This window comes from Pseudomonas sp. GW456-E7 (genome assembly GCF_059424105.1).
On the sequence record NZ_JBWKZB010000003.1, the window covers coordinates 128,485 to 145,441 of the forward strand.

A 16,957-nucleotide genomic window follows, 5' to 3' on the forward strand; every position below is an offset into this window, starting at 1 on the left:
CAAGGAACTCGCATGGTTTCGACCCTCGCCCGCCCCGCTCCTCGTCCGCTCAATTTCTGGGTGTGCCTTGGAATCCCTGCCGTTGCCGCGATCATTCTGGTGTTGCTCGAATTGACCAGTCTGGACATGGACCTGGCCAGGCTGTTTTACGACCCGGTCGCCGGGGAATTCATCGGACGCCACAGTTACTTCCTCGAGGATATCCTGCACGATCGCGCCAAGCAGGTAGTCATCGCCTTCTCGGTGTTTGCCATCCTCGGCTTCATCGCCTCGTTTTTCATGGCCAGGCTCAAACCGTTCAAGCGGGAACTGGGTTGCCTGGTGCTCTCGCTGGGGCTGGCGACGTCGTTTGTCACGCCGATGAAAGCGGTGACGGCGGTGCAATGCCCATGGAGCCTGGAGCAATTCGGCGGTCATGAAACCTACAGCGAATTGCTCAGCCCGCGCCCGGCCACCGAAAAGCCCGGTCGCTGCTGGCCCGGCGGCCATGCTGCGACCGGTTTCACCCTGTTTGCGTTGTTCTTCGTGCTGCGTGACCGCCGCCCGCGCATGGCCCGTGCGGCATTTGTCTTTGCATTTGCCTTGGGTTCGGTGTTTTCCATCAGCCGGATGATGCAGGGCGCACACTTCTTCTCGCACAACCTGTGGACGGCGGTGTTCTGCTGGCTGATTTGCCTGGGGTCGTATTACTGGATTCTTTATCGGCCTGCTTCCCGAGCCGACGCTGTTGCCAAAGCACAACCGGTGAGTGCCTGAAACACAGATCAAAAATGTGGGAGCGGGCTTGCTCGCGAAAGCGGCTCAACATTCAACAAACATGTTGTCTGACGCATCGCTTTCGCGAGCAAGCCCGCTCCCACACTAGACCGAGGCGCCTTTCAAATTCCCGGCAATAAAAAACCCCGCCTGCTGTCGCAGGCGGGGTTTTTTCGTACAGGGGTAAGGCTGGCTTACATCATGCCGCCCATGCCGCCCATACCGCCCATGTCTGGCATACCGCCGCCAGCACCGCCGTCTTTCTTCGGTGCATCAGCAACAGCAGCTTCGGTGGTCAGGATCAGACCGCCGATCGAGGCTGCAGCTTGCAGAGCCGAACGGGTAACCTTGGTAGGGTCCAGGATGCCCATTTCGATCATGTCGCCGTATTCGCCAGTCGCAGCGTTGTAGCCGAAGCTGCCTTCGCCGTTCTTGACCTTGTCGACGACTACGCTTGGCTCGTCGCCGGAGTTGGCAACGATCTGGCGCAGTGGCGCTTCAACAGCGCGACGCAGAACAGCGATACCCACGTCCTGATCGGCGTTGTCGCCTTTCAGTTCGGTCAGTGCTTCCAGAGCACGGATCAGGGCAACGCCACCGCCAGGTACCACGCCTTCTTCAACGGCTGCACGGGTAGCGTGCAGGGCGTCTTCAACGCGGGCTTTCTTCTCTTTCATTTCAACTTCGGAACCAGCGCCAACCTTGATCACTGCAACGCCGCCGGACAGCTTGGCCAGACGCTCTTGCAGTTTTTCACGGTCGTAGTCCGAGGAAGTCTCGGCAACCTGGGCACGGATCTGAGCGATGCGTGCTTCGATGTCGCCGTGTACGCCAGCACCGTCAACGATGATGGTGTTTTCCTTGGACAGGGTCACGCGCTTGGCGCTGCCCAGGTTTTCCAGGGTTGCGCTTTCCAGGCTCAGGCCGATCTCTTCGGAGATCACGGTACCGCCGGTCAGAACGGCGATGTCCTGCAGCATGGCCTTGCGACGGTCGCCGAAGCCTGGCGCCTTGACGGCTGCGACTTTGACGATGCCGCGCATGTTGTTCACAACCAGAGTCGCCAGGGCTTCGCCTTCAACGTCTTCGGCCACGATCAGCAGTGGACGGCCGGCTTTGGCAACGGCTTCCAGCACTGGCAGCATTTCGCGGATGTTCGAGATCTTCTTGTCGACCAGCAGGATCAACGGGCCGTCCAGCTCAGCGACCATGGTCTCTGGCTTGTTGACGAAGTACGGGGACAGGTAGCCACGGTCGAACTGCATGCCTTCAACAACCGACAGTTCGTTTTCCAGGCCCGAGCCTTCTTCAACGGTGATCACGCCTTCTTTACCGACTTTTTCCATGGCTTCGGCAATGATGTCGCCGATGGAGTTGTCGGAGTTGGCGGAGATGGTGCCTACCTGAGCGATAGCCTTGGTGTCAGCGCATGGCTTGGACAGGGCTTTGAGCTCTTTGACGATCGCGATGGTCGCTTTGTCGATACCGCGCTTGAGGTCCATCGGGTTCATGCCGGCAGCGACGGCTTTCAGGCCTTCGTTGACGATCGATTGAGCCAGAACGGTAGCGGTGGTGGTGCCGTCGCCTGCGTCATCGTTGGCACGGGAGGCAACGTCTTTGACCAGCTGCGCGCCCATGTTTTCGAAACGGTCTTCCAGTTCGATTTCCTTGGCTACGGAAACGCCGTCCTTGGTGATGGTCGGAGCGCCGAAGCTCTTCTCGATGATCACGTTACGGCCTTTCGGGCCCAGGGTCGCTTTTACTGCGTCAGCCAGGACGTTGACACCGGTGAGCATTTTCTTGCGGGCGGAATCGCCGAATTTAACTTCTTTAGCAGCCATGATCGATATTCCTTAAATACTTTGAAGTAGCGGGAAAATGAGCGGGTAATCAGCCTTCGATAACAGCGAGGATTTCGTTCTCGCTCATTACCAGCAGGTCTTCGCCGTCGACTTTCACAGTGTTGCTGCCGGAGTAAGGACCGAACACAACCTTGTCGCCCACTTTCACGGACAGTGCACGCACTTCACCGCTTTCCAGTACGCGGCCGGTGCCTACAGCGAGGATTTCGCCGCTGTTGGCTTTTTCAGCAGCCGAACCTGGCAGGACGATACCGCCAGCGGTTTTCTTTTCTTCTTCGCTGCGACGGATGACGACGCGGTCATGCAGAGGACGAAGCTTCATTGTCGATCTCTCCTAATTGTGGTTTTCATCGGCCGGTGTAGTCCCGGCGGGTTTAACAAAGGCCGGCGGTGCCGGTTGCGGTTCGTCAAGCGAACCGCGGAAGTCTGTCTGGCGTGTTCGCCAGAAACCTTGCGGTGACCGTTACATAAGGGCGCATAAGCTTATTACAAGGGCGGGTAGCGAAAATTTTTCAGGTCGATGCCCCGCAAACGAACACGGCACCCGAAGGTGCCGTGTCGATGGGCGTATTACTTGGTATCGCGGTGTTCGAACTCGCCTTCGATCACGTTGGGCTCGCGGCCCAGCGGCTCGCGAGGTGCCGGGCCGCCGCGGGCCTGGAGGTCGTCGGCGAACGCGCGCTGACGCATGGCCTGCTCTTCGGCGCGCTGGCGCATCTTGCCCGCCAGCAGACGGCGACTGAACGGCAGCAGCAGGAACAGGCCGATCACATCACTGATGAAACCCGGAAGAATCAGCAGGCCACCGGCCAATGCCAGCATCAGGCCTTCGAGCATGGTCTGGGCCGGCAACTCGCCGCGGTTCAGGCTTTCACGGGCACGCAGGGCCGTGGCCAGGCCGGCGATGCGCAGCACGAACACACCGAACATCGAGCCGAGAATGATCAGCAGCAGGGCCGGGAAAAACCCGATAGCCCCTGCCACCTTGACGAATACGAACAGCTCCAACACCGGGAACAGCAGAAAGAGCAACAAAAAAGGGCGCATCAAATGGTTCCTCAACGCAAGAATGCCTTGCCAGTTCACCTTAGATGACGTCGCCGTTTCGTGAATTCAAGCGTCGGCCGCTTCATTTTTCGGCCAATGTTCAGCGTGAGCCAGAGAAACCAAGGCTTCGCGGACTTGTGTCGGCGTATTACAAGGCGCTTGAAACGGCAACCAGTACAGGCTCTGGCCGATTCGCAGGTGCATGCCTTCGGTATCGATACCGGCCATTTGCGCCGGCACATTGTTCGGCAGCCCGGCCAGCTCGACGTAATGGGCGATGGCCTTGGCGTGATCCGCGTTCATGTGCTCGACCATGCTCACTTCGGCCTTGCCGGCGAACGGGTTGGCCAGGGTCAGGTCGCTGACCCAATGAATCGCGCCAAAACCGCCGATGTAACGGTGGCGCACCGGCTTGAGCACCCAGAAGTCGAAATCGTGGGCCTTGTGATAACCCTGCGACTCCGGGAAGTAGCGGTAGTAACGCTCGGAAGCGGCTTCTATGGAGGCTTCGTCTTCGAGCTGCTGTGCCTCAGCCAGGTAGGTCAGGCGACCAACGGCTTGCACATCCTCGGCTCCGCGCTCGCCCACGAACAGCGAGCATTTCGGGTCTTTCTGCAGATTATGGGTGTGCTGCGCGATGCGGCTGATCAGGATCAGCGGCCGGCCCTGCTCGTCCAGGCAGTAGGGAACCACGGAGCCAAACGGAAAACCGGGCATTGACTTGGAGTGCGTCGAGAGCACTCCACGGTATTCCTTGAGGAGCAATTCTCGTGCATGCTTAGCCGCTTCAACGCTCAATTTATGACTCCTTAGATAGAATCCGTCATAAAAACGGACAAGCTGCTGGTGAAAGTCCCAGCACGCCATCGGGGGCAGTTCTCATGTGTAGCCGGGTCACGTCAGGCGCAGATCGAGAGGCTCTCTACAAGGAAACCACTCAGACCTGCTACCGGGGGACATGCGAATGCAACTCACTGACAAAGTAATCATTATCACTGGCGGTTGCCAGGGTTTAGGTCGCTCCATGGCCGAGTATTTCGCCGGCAAGGGCGCGAAGCTCGCCCTGGTCGACCTCAATCAGGAAAAACTCGACGCCGCTGTCACGGCCTGCAAGGCCAAGGGTGTCGAAGCCCGAGCTTACCTGTGCAACGTCGCCAACGAAGAGCAAGTGACCCACATGGTCGCCCAGGTCGCCGAAGATTTCGGCGCGATCCACGGCCTGATCAACAATGCCGGGATCCTGCGTGACGGCCTGTTGCTCAAGGTCAAGGATGGCGAAATGACCAAGATGAGCCTGGCCCAGTGGCAGGCGGTCATCGACGTCAACCTGACCGGCGTGTTCCTGTGCACCCGTGAAGTCGCGGCAAAAATGGTCGAGCTGAACAACAGCGGCGCGATCATCAATATCTCGTCGATTTCCCGTGCCGGCAACATCGGCCAGACCAACTACTCGGCGGCCAAGGCCGGTGTCGCTGCGGCGACCGTGACCTGGGCCAAGGAACTGGCGCGCTACGGCATTCGCGTGGCCGGCATTGCACCGGGCTTCATCGAAACCGAGATGACCCTGGGCATGAAGCCTGAAGCGCTGGAAAAGATGACCGCCGGCATTCCGCTCAAGCGCATGGGCAAGCCGGAAGAGATTGCCCATTCGGCGGCTTACATCTTCGAGAACGACTATTACACCGGTCGGATTCTGGAGATGGATGGCGGGTTGCGGATCTAAAAGCACCACAAAACAAATGTGGGAGCGGGCTTGCTCGCGAATGCGTTGGATCAGTCAACCATCTGTTGAATGACACACCGCATTCGCGAGCAAGCCCGCTCCCACGGGGAAAGCATTTCAGATCATCAATCGTCGCTGATGCTGATGTTCGGCATCGCCGGCGTCAAAGCTTCCTGCAATACGATCCGCGCACCGACATGACGGGCCAGCTCCTGGTAAACCATGGCGATCTGGCTGTCAGGCTCGGCGATCACCGTCGGCTTGCCGCCATCGGCCTGTTCGCGGATGACCATCGACAGCGGCAACGAGGCCAGCAGCTCGACGCCATACTGGTTGGCCAGCTTCACGCCACCGCCCTCACCGAACAGATGCTCGGCATGTCCGCAGTTGGAGCAGATGTGCACGGCCATGTTTTCCACCACGCCCAGCACCGGAATGTTGACCTTGCGGAACATTTCCACGCCCTTGCGCGCGTCCAGCAAGGCCAGGTCCTGCGGGGTGGTCACGATGACTGCACCGGCCACCGGCACTTTCTGCGCCAGGGTCAGCTGGATGTCACCGGTACCCGGCGGCATGTCGATGACCAGGTAGTCCAGGTCGCCCCACGCGGTTTGAGTCACCAGTTGCAGCAAGGCACCGGAGACCATCGGACCACGCCAGACCATCGGTGTGTTGTCATCGGTGAGGAAGGCCATGGACATCACTTCGACGCCATGGGATTTGAGCGGGACGAACCATTTCTGATCCTTGACCTCAGGACGGGTGCGCTCCGGGATACCAAACATGATGCCCTGGCTCGGACCGTAGATGTCCGCATCGAGAATACCGACCTTGGCGCCTTCGCGAGCCAGGGCCAGGGCCAGGTTGGCCGCGGTGGTGGATTTGCCCACGCCACCCTTGCCGGACGCCACGGCCACCACGTTCTTGACGTTGGCCAGCCCCGGGATCTGCGCCTGGGCCTTGTGCGCGGCGATCACGCTGGTGATATCGACTTTGGCACTCGACACGCCATCCAGGCCTTGAATGGCCATTTCCAGCATCTGCGCCCAGCCGCTCTTGAACAGACCGGCGGCGTAACCCAATTCGAGCTGGACGCTGACGCGGTCGCCCTGGATGTCGATGTTGCGCACGCACCCGGCGCTGACCGGGTCCTGGTTCAGGTAAGGGTCGGTGTATTGGCGAAGGACGGCTTCCACCGCTGCGCGATTGACGGCGCTCATGGGCAACTCCGAAAACGGGACTGGAAAAGATGATGGGTATCGTACCTCAAAAGATCGCAGCCTTCGGCAGCTCCTACGAGTACCCCCTGTAGGAGCTGCCGAAGGCTGCGATCTTTTCTGGCTGCTCATCCAATGAAACAGGCTCACAGGATGAAAAATATGCGCCAGCGCTTTATAGTGGCCGACCTCCGTTTCATCAAGTAGCCGAGCCCCATGTCCGAGCCACGCAAGATCCTCGTCACCAGCGCCCTGCCCTATGCCAATGGTTCGATCCATCTTGGCCACATGCTGGAATACATCCAGACCGATATGTGGGTGCGCTTCCAGAAGCACCGCGGCAATCAATGCATCTATGTCTGCGCCGACGACGCCCACGGTTCGGCGATCATGCTGCGCGCGGAAAAGGAAGGCATCACCCCGGAACAACTGATCGCCAACGTCCAGGCTGAACACAGCGCCGACTTTGCCGAGTTCCTGGTCGACTTCGACAACTTCCACTCCACTCACGCCGAAGAAAACCGTGAGCTGTCGAGCCAGATCTACCTGAAACTGCGTGACGCCGGGCACATCGCCACACGCTCGATCACCCAGTATTTCGACCCGGAAAAGAAAATGTTCCTGGCCGACCGCTTCATCAAGGGCACCTGCCCGAAATGCGGTACCGAAGACCAGTACGGCGACAACTGCGAAAAATGCGGCGCGACCTACGCGCCAACCGACCTGAAGGATCCGAAGTCGGCGATCTCCGGCGCCACCCCGGTGCTCAAGGATTCCCAGCACTTCTTCTTCAAGCTGCCGGACTTCCAGGCCATGCTGCAAACCTGGACCCGCAGCGGCACCCTGCAGGATGCCGTGGCCAACAAGATCGCCGAATGGCTGGATGCCGGCCTGCAACAGTGGGACATCTCCCGCGATGCGCCGTACTTCGGTTTCGAGATCCCCGACGAGCCGGGCAAGTACTTCTACGTATGGCTCGATGCGCCGATCGGCTACATGGCCAGCTTCAAGAACCTGTGCAACCGCACGCCGGAACTGGACTTCGACGCGTTCTGGGGCAAGGACTCCACCGCCGAGCTGTACCACTTCATCGGCAAGGACATCGTCAACTTCCACGCCCTGTTCTGGCCAGCCATGCTCGAAGGCGCCGGCTACCGCAAGCCGACCGGGATCAACGTGCACGGCTACCTGACCGTCAACGGCCAGAAGATGTCCAAGTCCCGCGGTACCTTCATCAAGGCCCGCACCTACCTGGATCACCTGTCGCCGGAATACCTGCGCTACTACTACGCGTCCAAGCTGGGCCGTGGCGTCGATGACCTCGACCTGAACCTCGAGGACTTCGTGCAGAAGGTTAACTCTGACCTGGTGGGCAAGGTCGTCAACATCGCCAGCCGTTGCGCCGGGTTCATTCACAAAGGCAATGCCGGCGTGATGGTCGACACCAACGCCGCGCCTGAGTTGACCGAAGCCTTCCTGGCCGCCGCGCCAGGCATTGCCGACGCCTACGAAGCCCGCGACTTCGCCCGCGCCATGCGCGAGATCATGGGCCTGGCCGACCGCGCCAACGCCTGGATCGCCGACAAGGCTCCGTGGTCGCTGAACAAGCAGGAAGGCAAGCAGGATGAAGTCCAGGCGATCTGCGCCACTGGCGTCAACCTGTTCCGCCAGTTGGTGATCTTCCTCAAGCCTGTGCTGCCGCTGCTGGCCGCCGACGCCGAGGCGTTCCTCAACGTCGCACCGCTGACCTGGAACGACCACGCGACCTTGCTCGCCAATCACCAGTTGAACGAGTTCAAGCCGCTGATGACCCGCATCGACCCGGTCAAGGTACAAGCCATGACCGACGCCTCGAAAGAAGACCTGACCGCCAGCCAGACCGACACCGGCGAAGCCGCACCTGTCGGCAATGGCGAACTGGCCAAGGATCCTCTGTCGCCGGAAATCGAGTTCGACACCTTCGCGGCGGTCGATTTACGCGTCGCGCTGATCGTCAAGGCTGAACACGTGGAAGGCGCCGACAAGCTGCTGCGCCTGACCCTGGACATCGGTGACGAGCAACGCAACGTGTTCTCCGGGATCAAGAGCGCTTACCCGGATCCGTCCAAGCTCGATGGCCGCCTGACCATGATGATCGCCAACCTCAAGCCACGGAAAATGAAGTTCGGCATCTCCGAAGGCATGGTGATGGCAGCCGGTCCTGGCGGTGAAGAGATCTACCTGCTCAGCCCTGACAGCGGCGCCAAGCCGGGTCAGCGCATCAAGTAAGATCTGCGGCAAATCGATCCCACAGTCGTGCCTGGCGCGACTGTGGGATTTTCATGTCTGGCCCATACTGACTCCTACAGGGTTATCCAGCATCGGATAGGGACGATCATGACCGAAACGCTTTTGACGCTTATCAGTGCAGCCCTGATCAACAACCTCGTGTTGCACTGGCCGCTGGGCGTCGATCCGCTGTTGGCTAGCCAGCGCCGTCAGGTCCATGCCCTGGGCATTGCGACGACATGCCTGATGCTGCTCGTGGGCATGCTCGGCTACGCGCTCTACCACTGGCTGCTGGAGCCGCTGCAATTGACGGCGCTGCGTCTGTTTGTGTTTCTGCCATTGAGCGTGCTGCTGATCGACCCATTGCTGAAGCTACTGGCGCGGGTGTTTTCGACACTGTCGTTCGAAGGCCTCTGGCCATTGTTGCTGGGCAATGCCGGCGTGCTGGGCGTGACTTTGCTTAACGCTCAGGATGACAAGGGCTTCTTTCACGCCACAGCCTTGAGCCTCGGCGCAGGGCTGGGCTTCTGGCTGGTGTTGAGCCTGTTCACCGATTTGCGTGAACGCACGGCCGACAACGATGTGCCCCTGCCCTTTCGCGGCCTGCCGATCGACCTGATCAGTGCCGGCCTGATCGCAGTGGTTTTTCTCGGATTCAGCGGACTGATCAAAACATGAGTCTGATTCAACTCATCGACGCACTCTTGCCGCAAACCCAATGCGGCAAATGCGGCCACCCCGGGTGCAAACCGTACGCCGAAGGCATTGCCAGCGGCGAGCCGATCAACAAGTGCCCGCCCGGCGGCAACGAAACCATCGCGGCCCTGGCCGAGTTGTTGAAGGTGCCAGTGCTGGAACTGGACATCACTCGCGGTTCGGCACCTGCACAGATCGCCTATATCCGAGAAGCCGAGTGTATCGGTTGCACCAAGTGCATTCAGGCCTGCCCGGTCGATGCCATCGTCGGGGCGGCCAAATTGATGCACACGGTGATCATCGACGAGTGCACCGGTTGCGACCTCTGCGTAGCACCCTGCCCGGTGGACTGCATCGAAATGCGCCCGCTGCCGCTGGACACTGTATTGCCGGTGGTCGGGGGCCTGGCCCTCACACCGCAAGCGCGGCAGGCCCGTACCCTCAAGCGCGATCACGCGCGGCGCCGCTTCGAACAGCGCAATGCCCGATTGCAGCGCGAAGAGCAACAGAAAATCGCCGAACGCCAGGCCCGGCAACGTGCCACGCAACCTAGCGAAGCGGCAGTCGACCCGGTACAGGCCGCCCTCGAGCGCGTCCGTGCACAGAAAGCCGCCAATGCCGATGCCGCGCTGAAAAAGGCGAAGATCGATGTGGCGATGAGTCGGGCCCAGCTGCACAAATCGCTGAAAGCCTTCGGACATCCACCGACCTTCGAACAGCAATCGCAGTTGATTGTCCTGCAACAGCAGTTCGAAGACGCCGAACAAAACCTGGCGCAACTGGAAAGCGCCGCGCCACCTGCCACTGCGCCGACGGTCGCAAGGGTGTCGTCAAATGATGCCGATCTGAAACGGGCCAAGATCCAGTTGGCCATGCGCCGTGCCGAACTCAAGAAGGCTCAGGCCAACGAAGCACCGGCGGAGCACATCGAAGCCCTGGAGCGCGCACTCGGCGAAGCCGAACGCCAGGTGAACGCCCATGCCAGCCCTTGAAACCGTTGATGAGCGCCTGCAGCAGGCCATGAAGCTGGTGCTTCTGGCCACGCTGCCGGGAATGCTCGCCGCGTTCTGGCTATACGGCTGGGGCGTGTCGATCAACCTGGTACTGGCGGCCGCTGCTGCGCTGGCCGTTGAAGCGGCCGTCGTGCAATGGCGCAAGCAACCGCTGAGGCCAACCCTGAGTGACGGTAGCGCGTTGGTCAGTGCCACCTTGCTGGCTCTGGCGCTGCCGCCTTACTGCCCATGGTGGCTGACCCTCAGCGCAGCCGCTTTTGCGATGATCTTTGGCAAGCACTTGTATGGCGGCGTCGGCTCAAATCCCTTCAACCCGGCGATGCTCGGATTTGCTCTGGTACTGGTGACCTTTCCCCAACCCATGACCCATTGGCCATCACCCCATGGCATGGACCTGTTGAGTGGCTTGCAGCAAGTGTTCGGATTCGGCCAGGCACCGGATGCGTGGGTGCAGGCCACGGCACTGGACAGCCTGCGGATCAACAAAAGCCTGACCATGGATGAACTGTTTGCCGGCAATCCGGCATTCGGCCGCTACGGCGGACGCGGTGTGGAGTGGGTGAACCTGGCGTTTCTGGCGGGCGGAATGTTTCTCCTGCAACGAAGAGTGATCAGTTGGCATGCACCGGTCGGCATGCTGGCCAGCCTGTTCGTCATCAGCCTGCTGTGCTGGAACGGGACGGGCTCCGACTCCCATGGCTCGCCGCTGTTTCACCAGCTGACCGGTGCGACCATGCTGGGGGCGTTCTTTATCATCACCGAACCGGTATCCGGCGCCAGAAGCCCCGGGGCAAAACTGCTGTTCGGCGTCGGCGTCGGGCTCCTGACTTATCTGATTCGTACCTGGGGCGGGTATCCGGACGGCATCGCCTTTGCCGTGCTGTTGATGAACCTGTGCGTGCCGGCGCTGGAGCGGTTCGTGGCGGCCAGACAACAGCCGGAGGCGTCATGAACCGGACATCAAGCATCACGCTTCTGGTGTTTTTGGCCGCACTGGGCATGGGCGTGACGTACTTCGTGCAACTCGGCAGCGCGCCGCGCATTGCAGCCGAACAGCGCCTGCTCGACAGCCGGAATCTGCTGGACCTGATACCGTCAGACAGCTACGACAATCAACCACTCGACCACCCCATCAGGATCGAAACAACCACCCTGGCAAACAGCACCTTGCTGGGTGGCTATCTGGCGACCCGGGGCGAGCAACCCGTCGCCGTGTTGCTGCGCAGTCAAACCCTCGGCTACACCGGTGCCATCGAGCTACTGATCGCTGTCGATGCCAATGGCAGGTTGCTGGGTGTCAAAACCCTCAAACAGTCGGAAACACCTGGGCTGGGGGCACGGATCGCCGAGTGGCCCAATGGCTGGCTGCAGGTTTTTTCCGGAAAAACCCGAACAGAACCCGGTGACAGTGGCTGGGCGCTGAAAAAGGATCAGGGGCAGTTCGATCAGATCGCAGGCGCGACCATCACCTCAAGAGCGGTGATCAATGCCGTGCACGATGCCTTGCGCTACTTTGATGAACACCGGCAACAACTGCTCGCGAACCCTGCCCATGGATAACTCATCGACTCTACCCAACGCCCTGATGCTGACGCCGCTGATCGGTGCCACCCACTCGCTGATGGCCGCACTTGGCCTGTGCCTGATGTTCATGGTGGTGACCCAGTTGTTCAGTCCGGCCATGGGCGCCCTGCGATCCCGACTGGTCCCGGCGGCCCGCTTGCCGGCCAGCGTTCTGTTGGCCGCCACGCTCACCAGTTGCGCGGAACTCACGGCACAAGCCTGGTCGCTGCAATGGCAGCAACATCTGGGTTTTTATGGCGCCATGATCGCCTTGCAATGCGTCGTACTGGAGCACACCGGGTTCTTTCACAACGGCTGGCGCCAGCGCCTGCGACTCAGTGGCCTGTTTGTCACGCTGATGATCGCTATGGGACTGCTGCGCGAACTCATCGGCAACGCAACCCTGGGAAACCGACTATCGTGGCTGTCCGGTGCAATACAAGCTGACTGGCAAGGCTGGGTGCTGGTGACCGATGGTGGTCTGCGCCTGGCCACATTGGTCCCTGGCGGGTTCATTCTGCTCGGACTGCTGATCGCCGCCTGGCAGGCCCGGCGCCCCACAACCACACATTGATTGCCCACGAGGAAACGCACTGCCCATGAATGCCGCAAAACGTCTGGAAATTTTCCGCAGACTGCACGAAGACAACCCGGAACCCAAGACCGAACTGGCCTATTCCTCACCGTTCGAATTGCTGATTGCCGTGATTCTCTCGGCGCAGTCGACCGATGTCGGCGTCAACAAGGCCACCGCCAAGCTGTTCCCGGTCGCCAATACCCCGGCAGCGATCCATGCCCTGGGTGTCGAGGGACTGTCGGAGTACATCAAGACCATCGGCCTGTACAACAGCAAAGCGAAAAACGTGATCGAAACCTGCCGCTTGCTGGTCGAGCGTCATGCCGGTGAAGTGCCGCAAACCCGCGAAGAGCTGGAAGCGCTGCCCGGCGTCGGCCGCAAAACCGCCAATGTGGTACTCAATACGGCATTCCGTCAGCTGACCATGGCTGTCGACACGCATATATTCAGGGTCAGTAACCGCACCGGCATTGCACCCGGCAAGAATGTGGTGGAAGTCGAGAAAAAACTGATGAAATTCGTGCCCAGGGAGTACTTGCTCGACTCCCATCACTGGCTGATCCTTCACGGCCGCTATGTCTGCCTCGCCCGCAAGCCCCGATGCGGAAGCTGCCGGATCGAGGACTTGTGCGAATACAAGCACAAAACCTCCGACGATTGAGGCGCTATTGGGATTGTTGAATTGTCGATTGAAAAAATCTTTTTTACCCGCCGGGAGATTGTCGATATAAGGAGCGCCAAAGGCCTTCTTAGCCTGGAGCAACTAAATGAGTACTGGCAAAGAGCAATTGGACGTAGAAGACGACTTCACCACCGCCGAAACCGATGACGCCGAGCCGGTGGTTGAAGTAGCGAAAACTAATCTGAGCAAACGCCGCACCATCGACAATCTGCTGGAGGAGCGCCGACTGCAAAAGCAATTGGCCGACTACGATTTTGACTTATGACACCTGAAAGCCTCCCGAAACGGAGGCTTTTTTTTGAGTGCCATATTTAGACATACGCCCCTTGTCGCAAAAATACGCCATCACACCAGACCGTTGCGTTGGGCCAGTTCGATCAAATCGACCAGGGACCTTGCATTGAGTTTGAGCAACAGGCGGGTCTTGTAAGTACTGACTGTTTTATTGCTGAGAAACATTCCATCGGCAATTTCCTTATTGGTTTTCCCTCTGGCCAACTGCTGCAGGACCATCATTTCCCGCCCCGACAACCGATCAACCATGTCGGCCTCACTGGCATTCCCCAAGCTGCAGCGCACGGTATGCAAGGCTTGATTGGGAAAGTAACTGTAGCCTGACAACACGGCCTTTATTGCACTGAGCAACTCCGTCAGGTCTTGTTGTTTGCAGACATAACCGGCCGCACCGGATTGCATGCAACGCATGGAAAAATGACCCGGTGCCTGGGAAGTCAGGATCAGCACTTTCATCGGCATTGAGGTCGAAGACAAACGCGCGATAACTTCCAATCCGTCCAGCTTCGGAATCCCGATATCCAGAATGACAATATCCGGCGTAAGTTCACGGGCTAGTTGCAGTGCATCCACACCATTATCGGTTTCTGCAATAACTTCGTAGCCATGACGTTCCATTAGCATACGTACCGCAAGACGAATGACGGGGTGATCATCCACGATCAGCACTTTATTCATGGGCAAGTCCAATTTTCGCTGTTCGAATTTTTAGAGCCCGCACAATAGCCTAGTCGTTTCCCCCATGGCATGTCGCCCTTTCCAACCACCCACACCAAGAGACATACCCTACAAACAACACGGATTTCTCCTACAAGAATCCCTCGAGCGGAATGAGTTGAAAACTGTATCAGCGTCATGGTGGTGCAGTTTTCAGCAAACCACTCTATCGATTTACAAACAGAATTTTCCAAAAGCCAGCGTGAACAGCCGCCCCCTGACAAACACAAGTATCAACTTCTGCACTAAAACGTAACTGATATTTTCGCACTCAACATTCACACCAGAAATATCACACACCAGACATCCAATTACTCTTACAGCGAATTATATTTTTTGAGCAATCATTAAAGCACCACCAGCAATCATAAAAAACTCCAATACAGCCACATCAAACAAACTTCAAAAAACACTCAAAAAATGAGAATTCAACATGAGTACAGAACATGGCAGAAAGCTAATCACCAACCCAATGACAATCATTGCGATATTCGCAACACTCTCTGAAACTTCGGCCGCCGTTTCTCTCCCCTTCCTTGACCAAGAGGAAAGAGAACTCTACGTCTGGTTTCTGATCAGCTTTCCGTTTTATTTACTTTTACTTTTTTTCGCGACACTCAACTTCAACTACCGATCACTGTATGCGCCTTCCGACTTTGAAAAGGGAAAACACTTCATGAAAGCGATGGAAGATGCAGGGCGGTCGGAAAAAAAAGCATCCGGGAAGTTGTCAGGGAATCCCGCTACGGAAACGTCAACGAATGGCCAGCAGCCAGCTCGGTCGCCCTGCGGTGCACAGGACCCGCCAACGGAGATGGGCCTGCACAGCACCGTCTTCGTTCAGCATCAACTTCAGTTACCGGAATCTGTAAAAAACCTGTGCATCGTTGATACACGCGGTATGAGCAAGGAGGTTGAATTTGAAACGCTGCTGGAAAAAATCCAGAAACCGCGGGAAAAGATGGCGTACGTGATTCTGTTTGTCACTTGTGCCATTTCAGAGACCTTACTGAAGGCCAGTGCGCTCAAACACTCCAGGCAGAGCCGGAAGCATTGCTCCGCCTATTACATTGCCTACGATCCGGCCTCGCACAGGCTGACGGTCATTGATCAAGCCGGGCAACCGGCAAACAACAACGCGTAGAGCCAGACAGACCATCGGAAGGAAATGGACAGGAAACCGTGAGCGGCAACGAATGCACCCAACATCGCAGTAACTGGCATCACACCCCGTTTTCAGGTGCCTGACCTCGTCAAGGACGAGCTCAGGCACCCATCACGAGCTCAAAGGTCTCAGAACAGCTTCCGACCTTTGTTCGCCGCAATGCGCATGCGCAAGGCGTTGAGCTTGATGAAGCCCGCAGCATCCGCCTGGTTGTACGCGCCGCCATCTTCTTCGAAAGTAGCAATGTTGGCGTCGAACAGCGAGTCGTCGGACTTGCGGCCAGTGACAATCACATTGCCCTTGTACAGTTTCAGGCGCACAACGCCGTTCACGTTGACCTGGGACGCATCGATCATCTGTTGCAGCATCAGACGTTCAGGGCTCCACCAGTAGCCGGTGTAGATCAGGCTGGCGTACTTGGGCATCAACTCGTCCTTGAGGTGAGCCACTTCGCGGTCCAGGGTGATCGATTCGATCGCACGGTGGGCACGCAGCATGATGGTGCCGCCAGGGGTTTCGTAGCAGCCACGGGACTTCATGCCCACATAGCGGTTCTCGACGATGTCGAGACGACCGATACCGTGCTCGCCACCGATACGGTTCAGGGTCGCCAGCACGGTGGCCGGCGTCATTTCGACGCCATCCAGCGCGACGATGTCGCCGTTGCGGTAGGTCAGTTCCAGGTACTGCGGCTTGTCTGGAGCGTTTTCCGGGGAAACGGTCCAGCGCCACATGTCTTCTTCGTGCTCGGTCCAGGTGTCTTCCAGCACGCCGCCCTCATAGGAGATGTGCAGCAGGTTGGCATCCATGGAGTACGGGGATTTCTTCTTGCCGTGACGCTCGATCGGGATCGCGTGCTTCGCGGCGTAGTCCATCAGCTTTTCACGGGACAGCAGGTCCCATTCGCGCCAGGGAGCAATCACTTTCACGCCAGGCTTCAAGGCGTACGCGCCCAATTCGAAACGAACCTGGTCGTTGCCCTTGCCGGTGGCGCCATGGGAAATGGCGTCAGCGCCGGTTTCGTTGGCGATTTCGATCAGGCGCTTGGCAATCAGCGGACGAGCGATGGAAGTACCCAGCAGGTACTCGCCCTCGTAAACGGTGTTGGCGCGGAACATCGGGAAAACGAAATCGCGCACGAACTCTTCGCGCAAGTCGTCGATGTAGATCTCTTTGACGCCCATGGCCTGAGCCTTGGCGCGTGCAGGTTCGACCTCTTCGCCCTGACCCAGGTCAGCGGTGAAGGTCACCACTTCACAGTTATAAGTATCCTGCAGCCACTTGAGGATCACCGAAGTGTCCAGGCCGCCGGAATACGCCAGAACGACCTTGTTTACGTCCGCCATGCCATCACTCCACGGGGTTCTACGGAAAGCC

At 58.7% G+C, this 16,957-nt stretch carries 18 protein-coding genes; 11 read left to right on the plus strand and 7 right to left on the minus strand.

Going from position 1 to position 16,957, the window contains the following annotated elements:
* Nucleotides 1-12 precede the first annotated feature (12 nt).
* A complete protein-coding gene (locus tag AC07YV_RS03445) occupies nucleotides 13-756 on the plus strand; it encodes a phosphatase PAP2 family protein (protein ID WP_102698442.1) in 744 nt (247 codons plus the stop codon).
* A gap of 194 nt (nucleotides 757-950) precedes the next feature.
* Here the strand turns inward: AC07YV_RS03445 and groL are convergent, their stop codons facing one another.
* From groL to AC07YV_RS03465, 4 genes are all read right to left on the minus strand, one after another.
* The gene (groL, locus tag AC07YV_RS03450) at nucleotides 951-2,597 is read right to left on the minus strand and encodes a chaperonin GroEL (RefSeq protein ID WP_102698443.1); all 1,647 of its coding nucleotides are present in this window, start codon (nucleotides 2,595-2,597) and stop codon (nucleotides 951-953) included.
* Nucleotides 2,598-2,646: 49 nt separating this feature from the next.
* Nucleotides 2,647-2,940, minus strand: coding sequence for a co-chaperone GroES (locus AC07YV_RS03455; RefSeq protein ID WP_007978564.1), 294 nt, complete (start codon nucleotides 2,938-2,940; stop codon nucleotides 2,647-2,649).
* Nucleotides 2,941-3,188: 248 nt separating this feature from the next.
* Nucleotides 3,189-3,665 carry an FxsA family protein gene (locus tag AC07YV_RS03460; protein WP_102673353.1) on the minus strand — a complete coding sequence of 159 codons (477 nt, stop codon included), beginning with the start codon at nucleotides 3,663-3,665 and terminating at the stop codon, nucleotides 3,189-3,191.
* 66 nt (nucleotides 3,666-3,731) lie between these two features.
* Entirely contained in the window at nucleotides 3,732-4,463 is a 732-nt protein-coding gene (locus AC07YV_RS03465; protein ID WP_102698444.1) for a HugZ family pyridoxamine 5'-phosphate oxidase, read from the minus strand.
* Nucleotides 4,464-4,629: 166 nt separating this feature from the next.
* Here AC07YV_RS03465 and AC07YV_RS03470 point away from each other — a divergent pair, with 166 nt between their 5' ends.
* A complete protein-coding gene (locus AC07YV_RS03470) occupies nucleotides 4,630-5,388 on the plus strand; it encodes an SDR family oxidoreductase (protein WP_102698445.1) in 759 nt (252 codons plus the stop codon).
* A gap of 125 nt (nucleotides 5,389-5,513) precedes the next feature.
* On the opposite strand, the gene apbC is transcribed toward AC07YV_RS03470, so the two are convergent.
* Nucleotides 5,514-6,608 (minus strand): iron-sulfur cluster carrier protein ApbC, encoded by a 1,095-nt coding sequence (apbC, locus tag AC07YV_RS03475; protein ID WP_015096679.1) that lies wholly within the window; start codon nucleotides 6,606-6,608, stop codon nucleotides 5,514-5,516.
* Between the two features lie 213 nt (nucleotides 6,609-6,821).
* On the opposite strand from apbC, the gene metG reads away from it, so the two are divergent.
* The 8 genes from metG (at nucleotide 6,822) to AC07YV_RS03515 (ending at nucleotide 13,669) form a co-directional block, all read left to right on the plus strand.
* Complete coding sequence (metG, locus tag AC07YV_RS03480; protein ID WP_102698446.1) at nucleotides 6,822-8,873, plus strand: methionine--tRNA ligase; 2,052 nt, start codon at nucleotides 6,822-6,824, stop codon at nucleotides 8,871-8,873.
* Between the two features lie 108 nt (nucleotides 8,874-8,981).
* Nucleotides 8,982-9,551, plus strand: a complete 570-nt coding sequence (locus AC07YV_RS03485; RefSeq protein WP_102698447.1) for an electron transport complex protein RnfA — start codon at nucleotides 8,982-8,984, stop codon at nucleotides 9,549-9,551.
* The gene (gene rsxB / locus AC07YV_RS03490; protein WP_102698448.1) at nucleotides 9,548-10,561 is read left to right on the plus strand and encodes an electron transport complex subunit RsxB; all 1,014 of its coding nucleotides are present in this window, start codon (nucleotides 9,548-9,550) and stop codon (nucleotides 10,559-10,561) included. Before AC07YV_RS03485 ends, rsxB begins: the two co-directional genes overlap by 4 nt.
* A complete protein-coding gene (locus tag AC07YV_RS03495) occupies nucleotides 10,548-11,534 on the plus strand; it encodes an RnfABCDGE type electron transport complex subunit D (RefSeq protein WP_102698449.1) in 987 nt (328 codons plus the stop codon). The genes rsxB and AC07YV_RS03495 overlap by 14 nt, the downstream gene beginning before the upstream one ends.
* Nucleotides 11,531-12,142 (plus strand): RnfABCDGE type electron transport complex subunit G, encoded by a 612-nt coding sequence (locus tag AC07YV_RS03500; protein WP_102698450.1) that lies wholly within the window; start codon nucleotides 11,531-11,533, stop codon nucleotides 12,140-12,142. The genes AC07YV_RS03495 and AC07YV_RS03500 overlap by 4 nt, the downstream gene beginning before the upstream one ends.
* Nucleotides 12,135-12,719 (plus strand): Rnf-Nqr domain containing protein, encoded by a 585-nt coding sequence (locus AC07YV_RS03505; protein WP_102698451.1) that lies wholly within the window; start codon nucleotides 12,135-12,137, stop codon nucleotides 12,717-12,719. The genes AC07YV_RS03500 and AC07YV_RS03505 overlap by 8 nt, the downstream gene beginning before the upstream one ends.
* Nucleotides 12,720-12,744: 25 nt before the next feature.
* Complete coding sequence (gene nth / locus AC07YV_RS03510) at nucleotides 12,745-13,383, plus strand: endonuclease III (RefSeq protein WP_007972326.1); 639 nt, start codon at nucleotides 12,745-12,747, stop codon at nucleotides 13,381-13,383.
* A 106-nt stretch (nucleotides 13,384-13,489) separates the two neighbouring features.
* Complete coding sequence (locus AC07YV_RS03515; protein ID WP_007972325.1) at nucleotides 13,490-13,669, plus strand: PA3496 family putative envelope integrity protein; 180 nt, start codon at nucleotides 13,490-13,492, stop codon at nucleotides 13,667-13,669.
* Between the two features lie 80 nt (nucleotides 13,670-13,749).
* On the opposite strand, the gene AC07YV_RS03520 is transcribed toward AC07YV_RS03515, so the two are convergent.
* Nucleotides 13,750-14,376, minus strand: a complete 627-nt coding sequence (locus AC07YV_RS03520; protein WP_007972324.1) for a response regulator transcription factor — start codon at nucleotides 14,374-14,376, stop codon at nucleotides 13,750-13,752.
* A gap of 472 nt (nucleotides 14,377-14,848) precedes the next feature.
* On the opposite strand from AC07YV_RS03520, the gene AC07YV_RS03525 reads away from it, so the two are divergent.
* A complete protein-coding gene (locus AC07YV_RS03525; protein ID WP_102698452.1) occupies nucleotides 14,849-15,559 on the plus strand; it encodes a hypothetical protein in 711 nt (236 codons plus the stop codon).
* 149 nt (nucleotides 15,560-15,708) lie between these two features.
* Here AC07YV_RS03525 and AC07YV_RS03530 read toward each other — a convergent pair whose 3' ends face one another.
* Nucleotides 15,709-16,926, minus strand: coding sequence for an argininosuccinate synthase (locus AC07YV_RS03530; protein ID WP_007972320.1), 1,218 nt, complete (start codon nucleotides 16,924-16,926; stop codon nucleotides 15,709-15,711).
* Nucleotides 16,927-16,957: the final 31 nt, after the last annotated feature.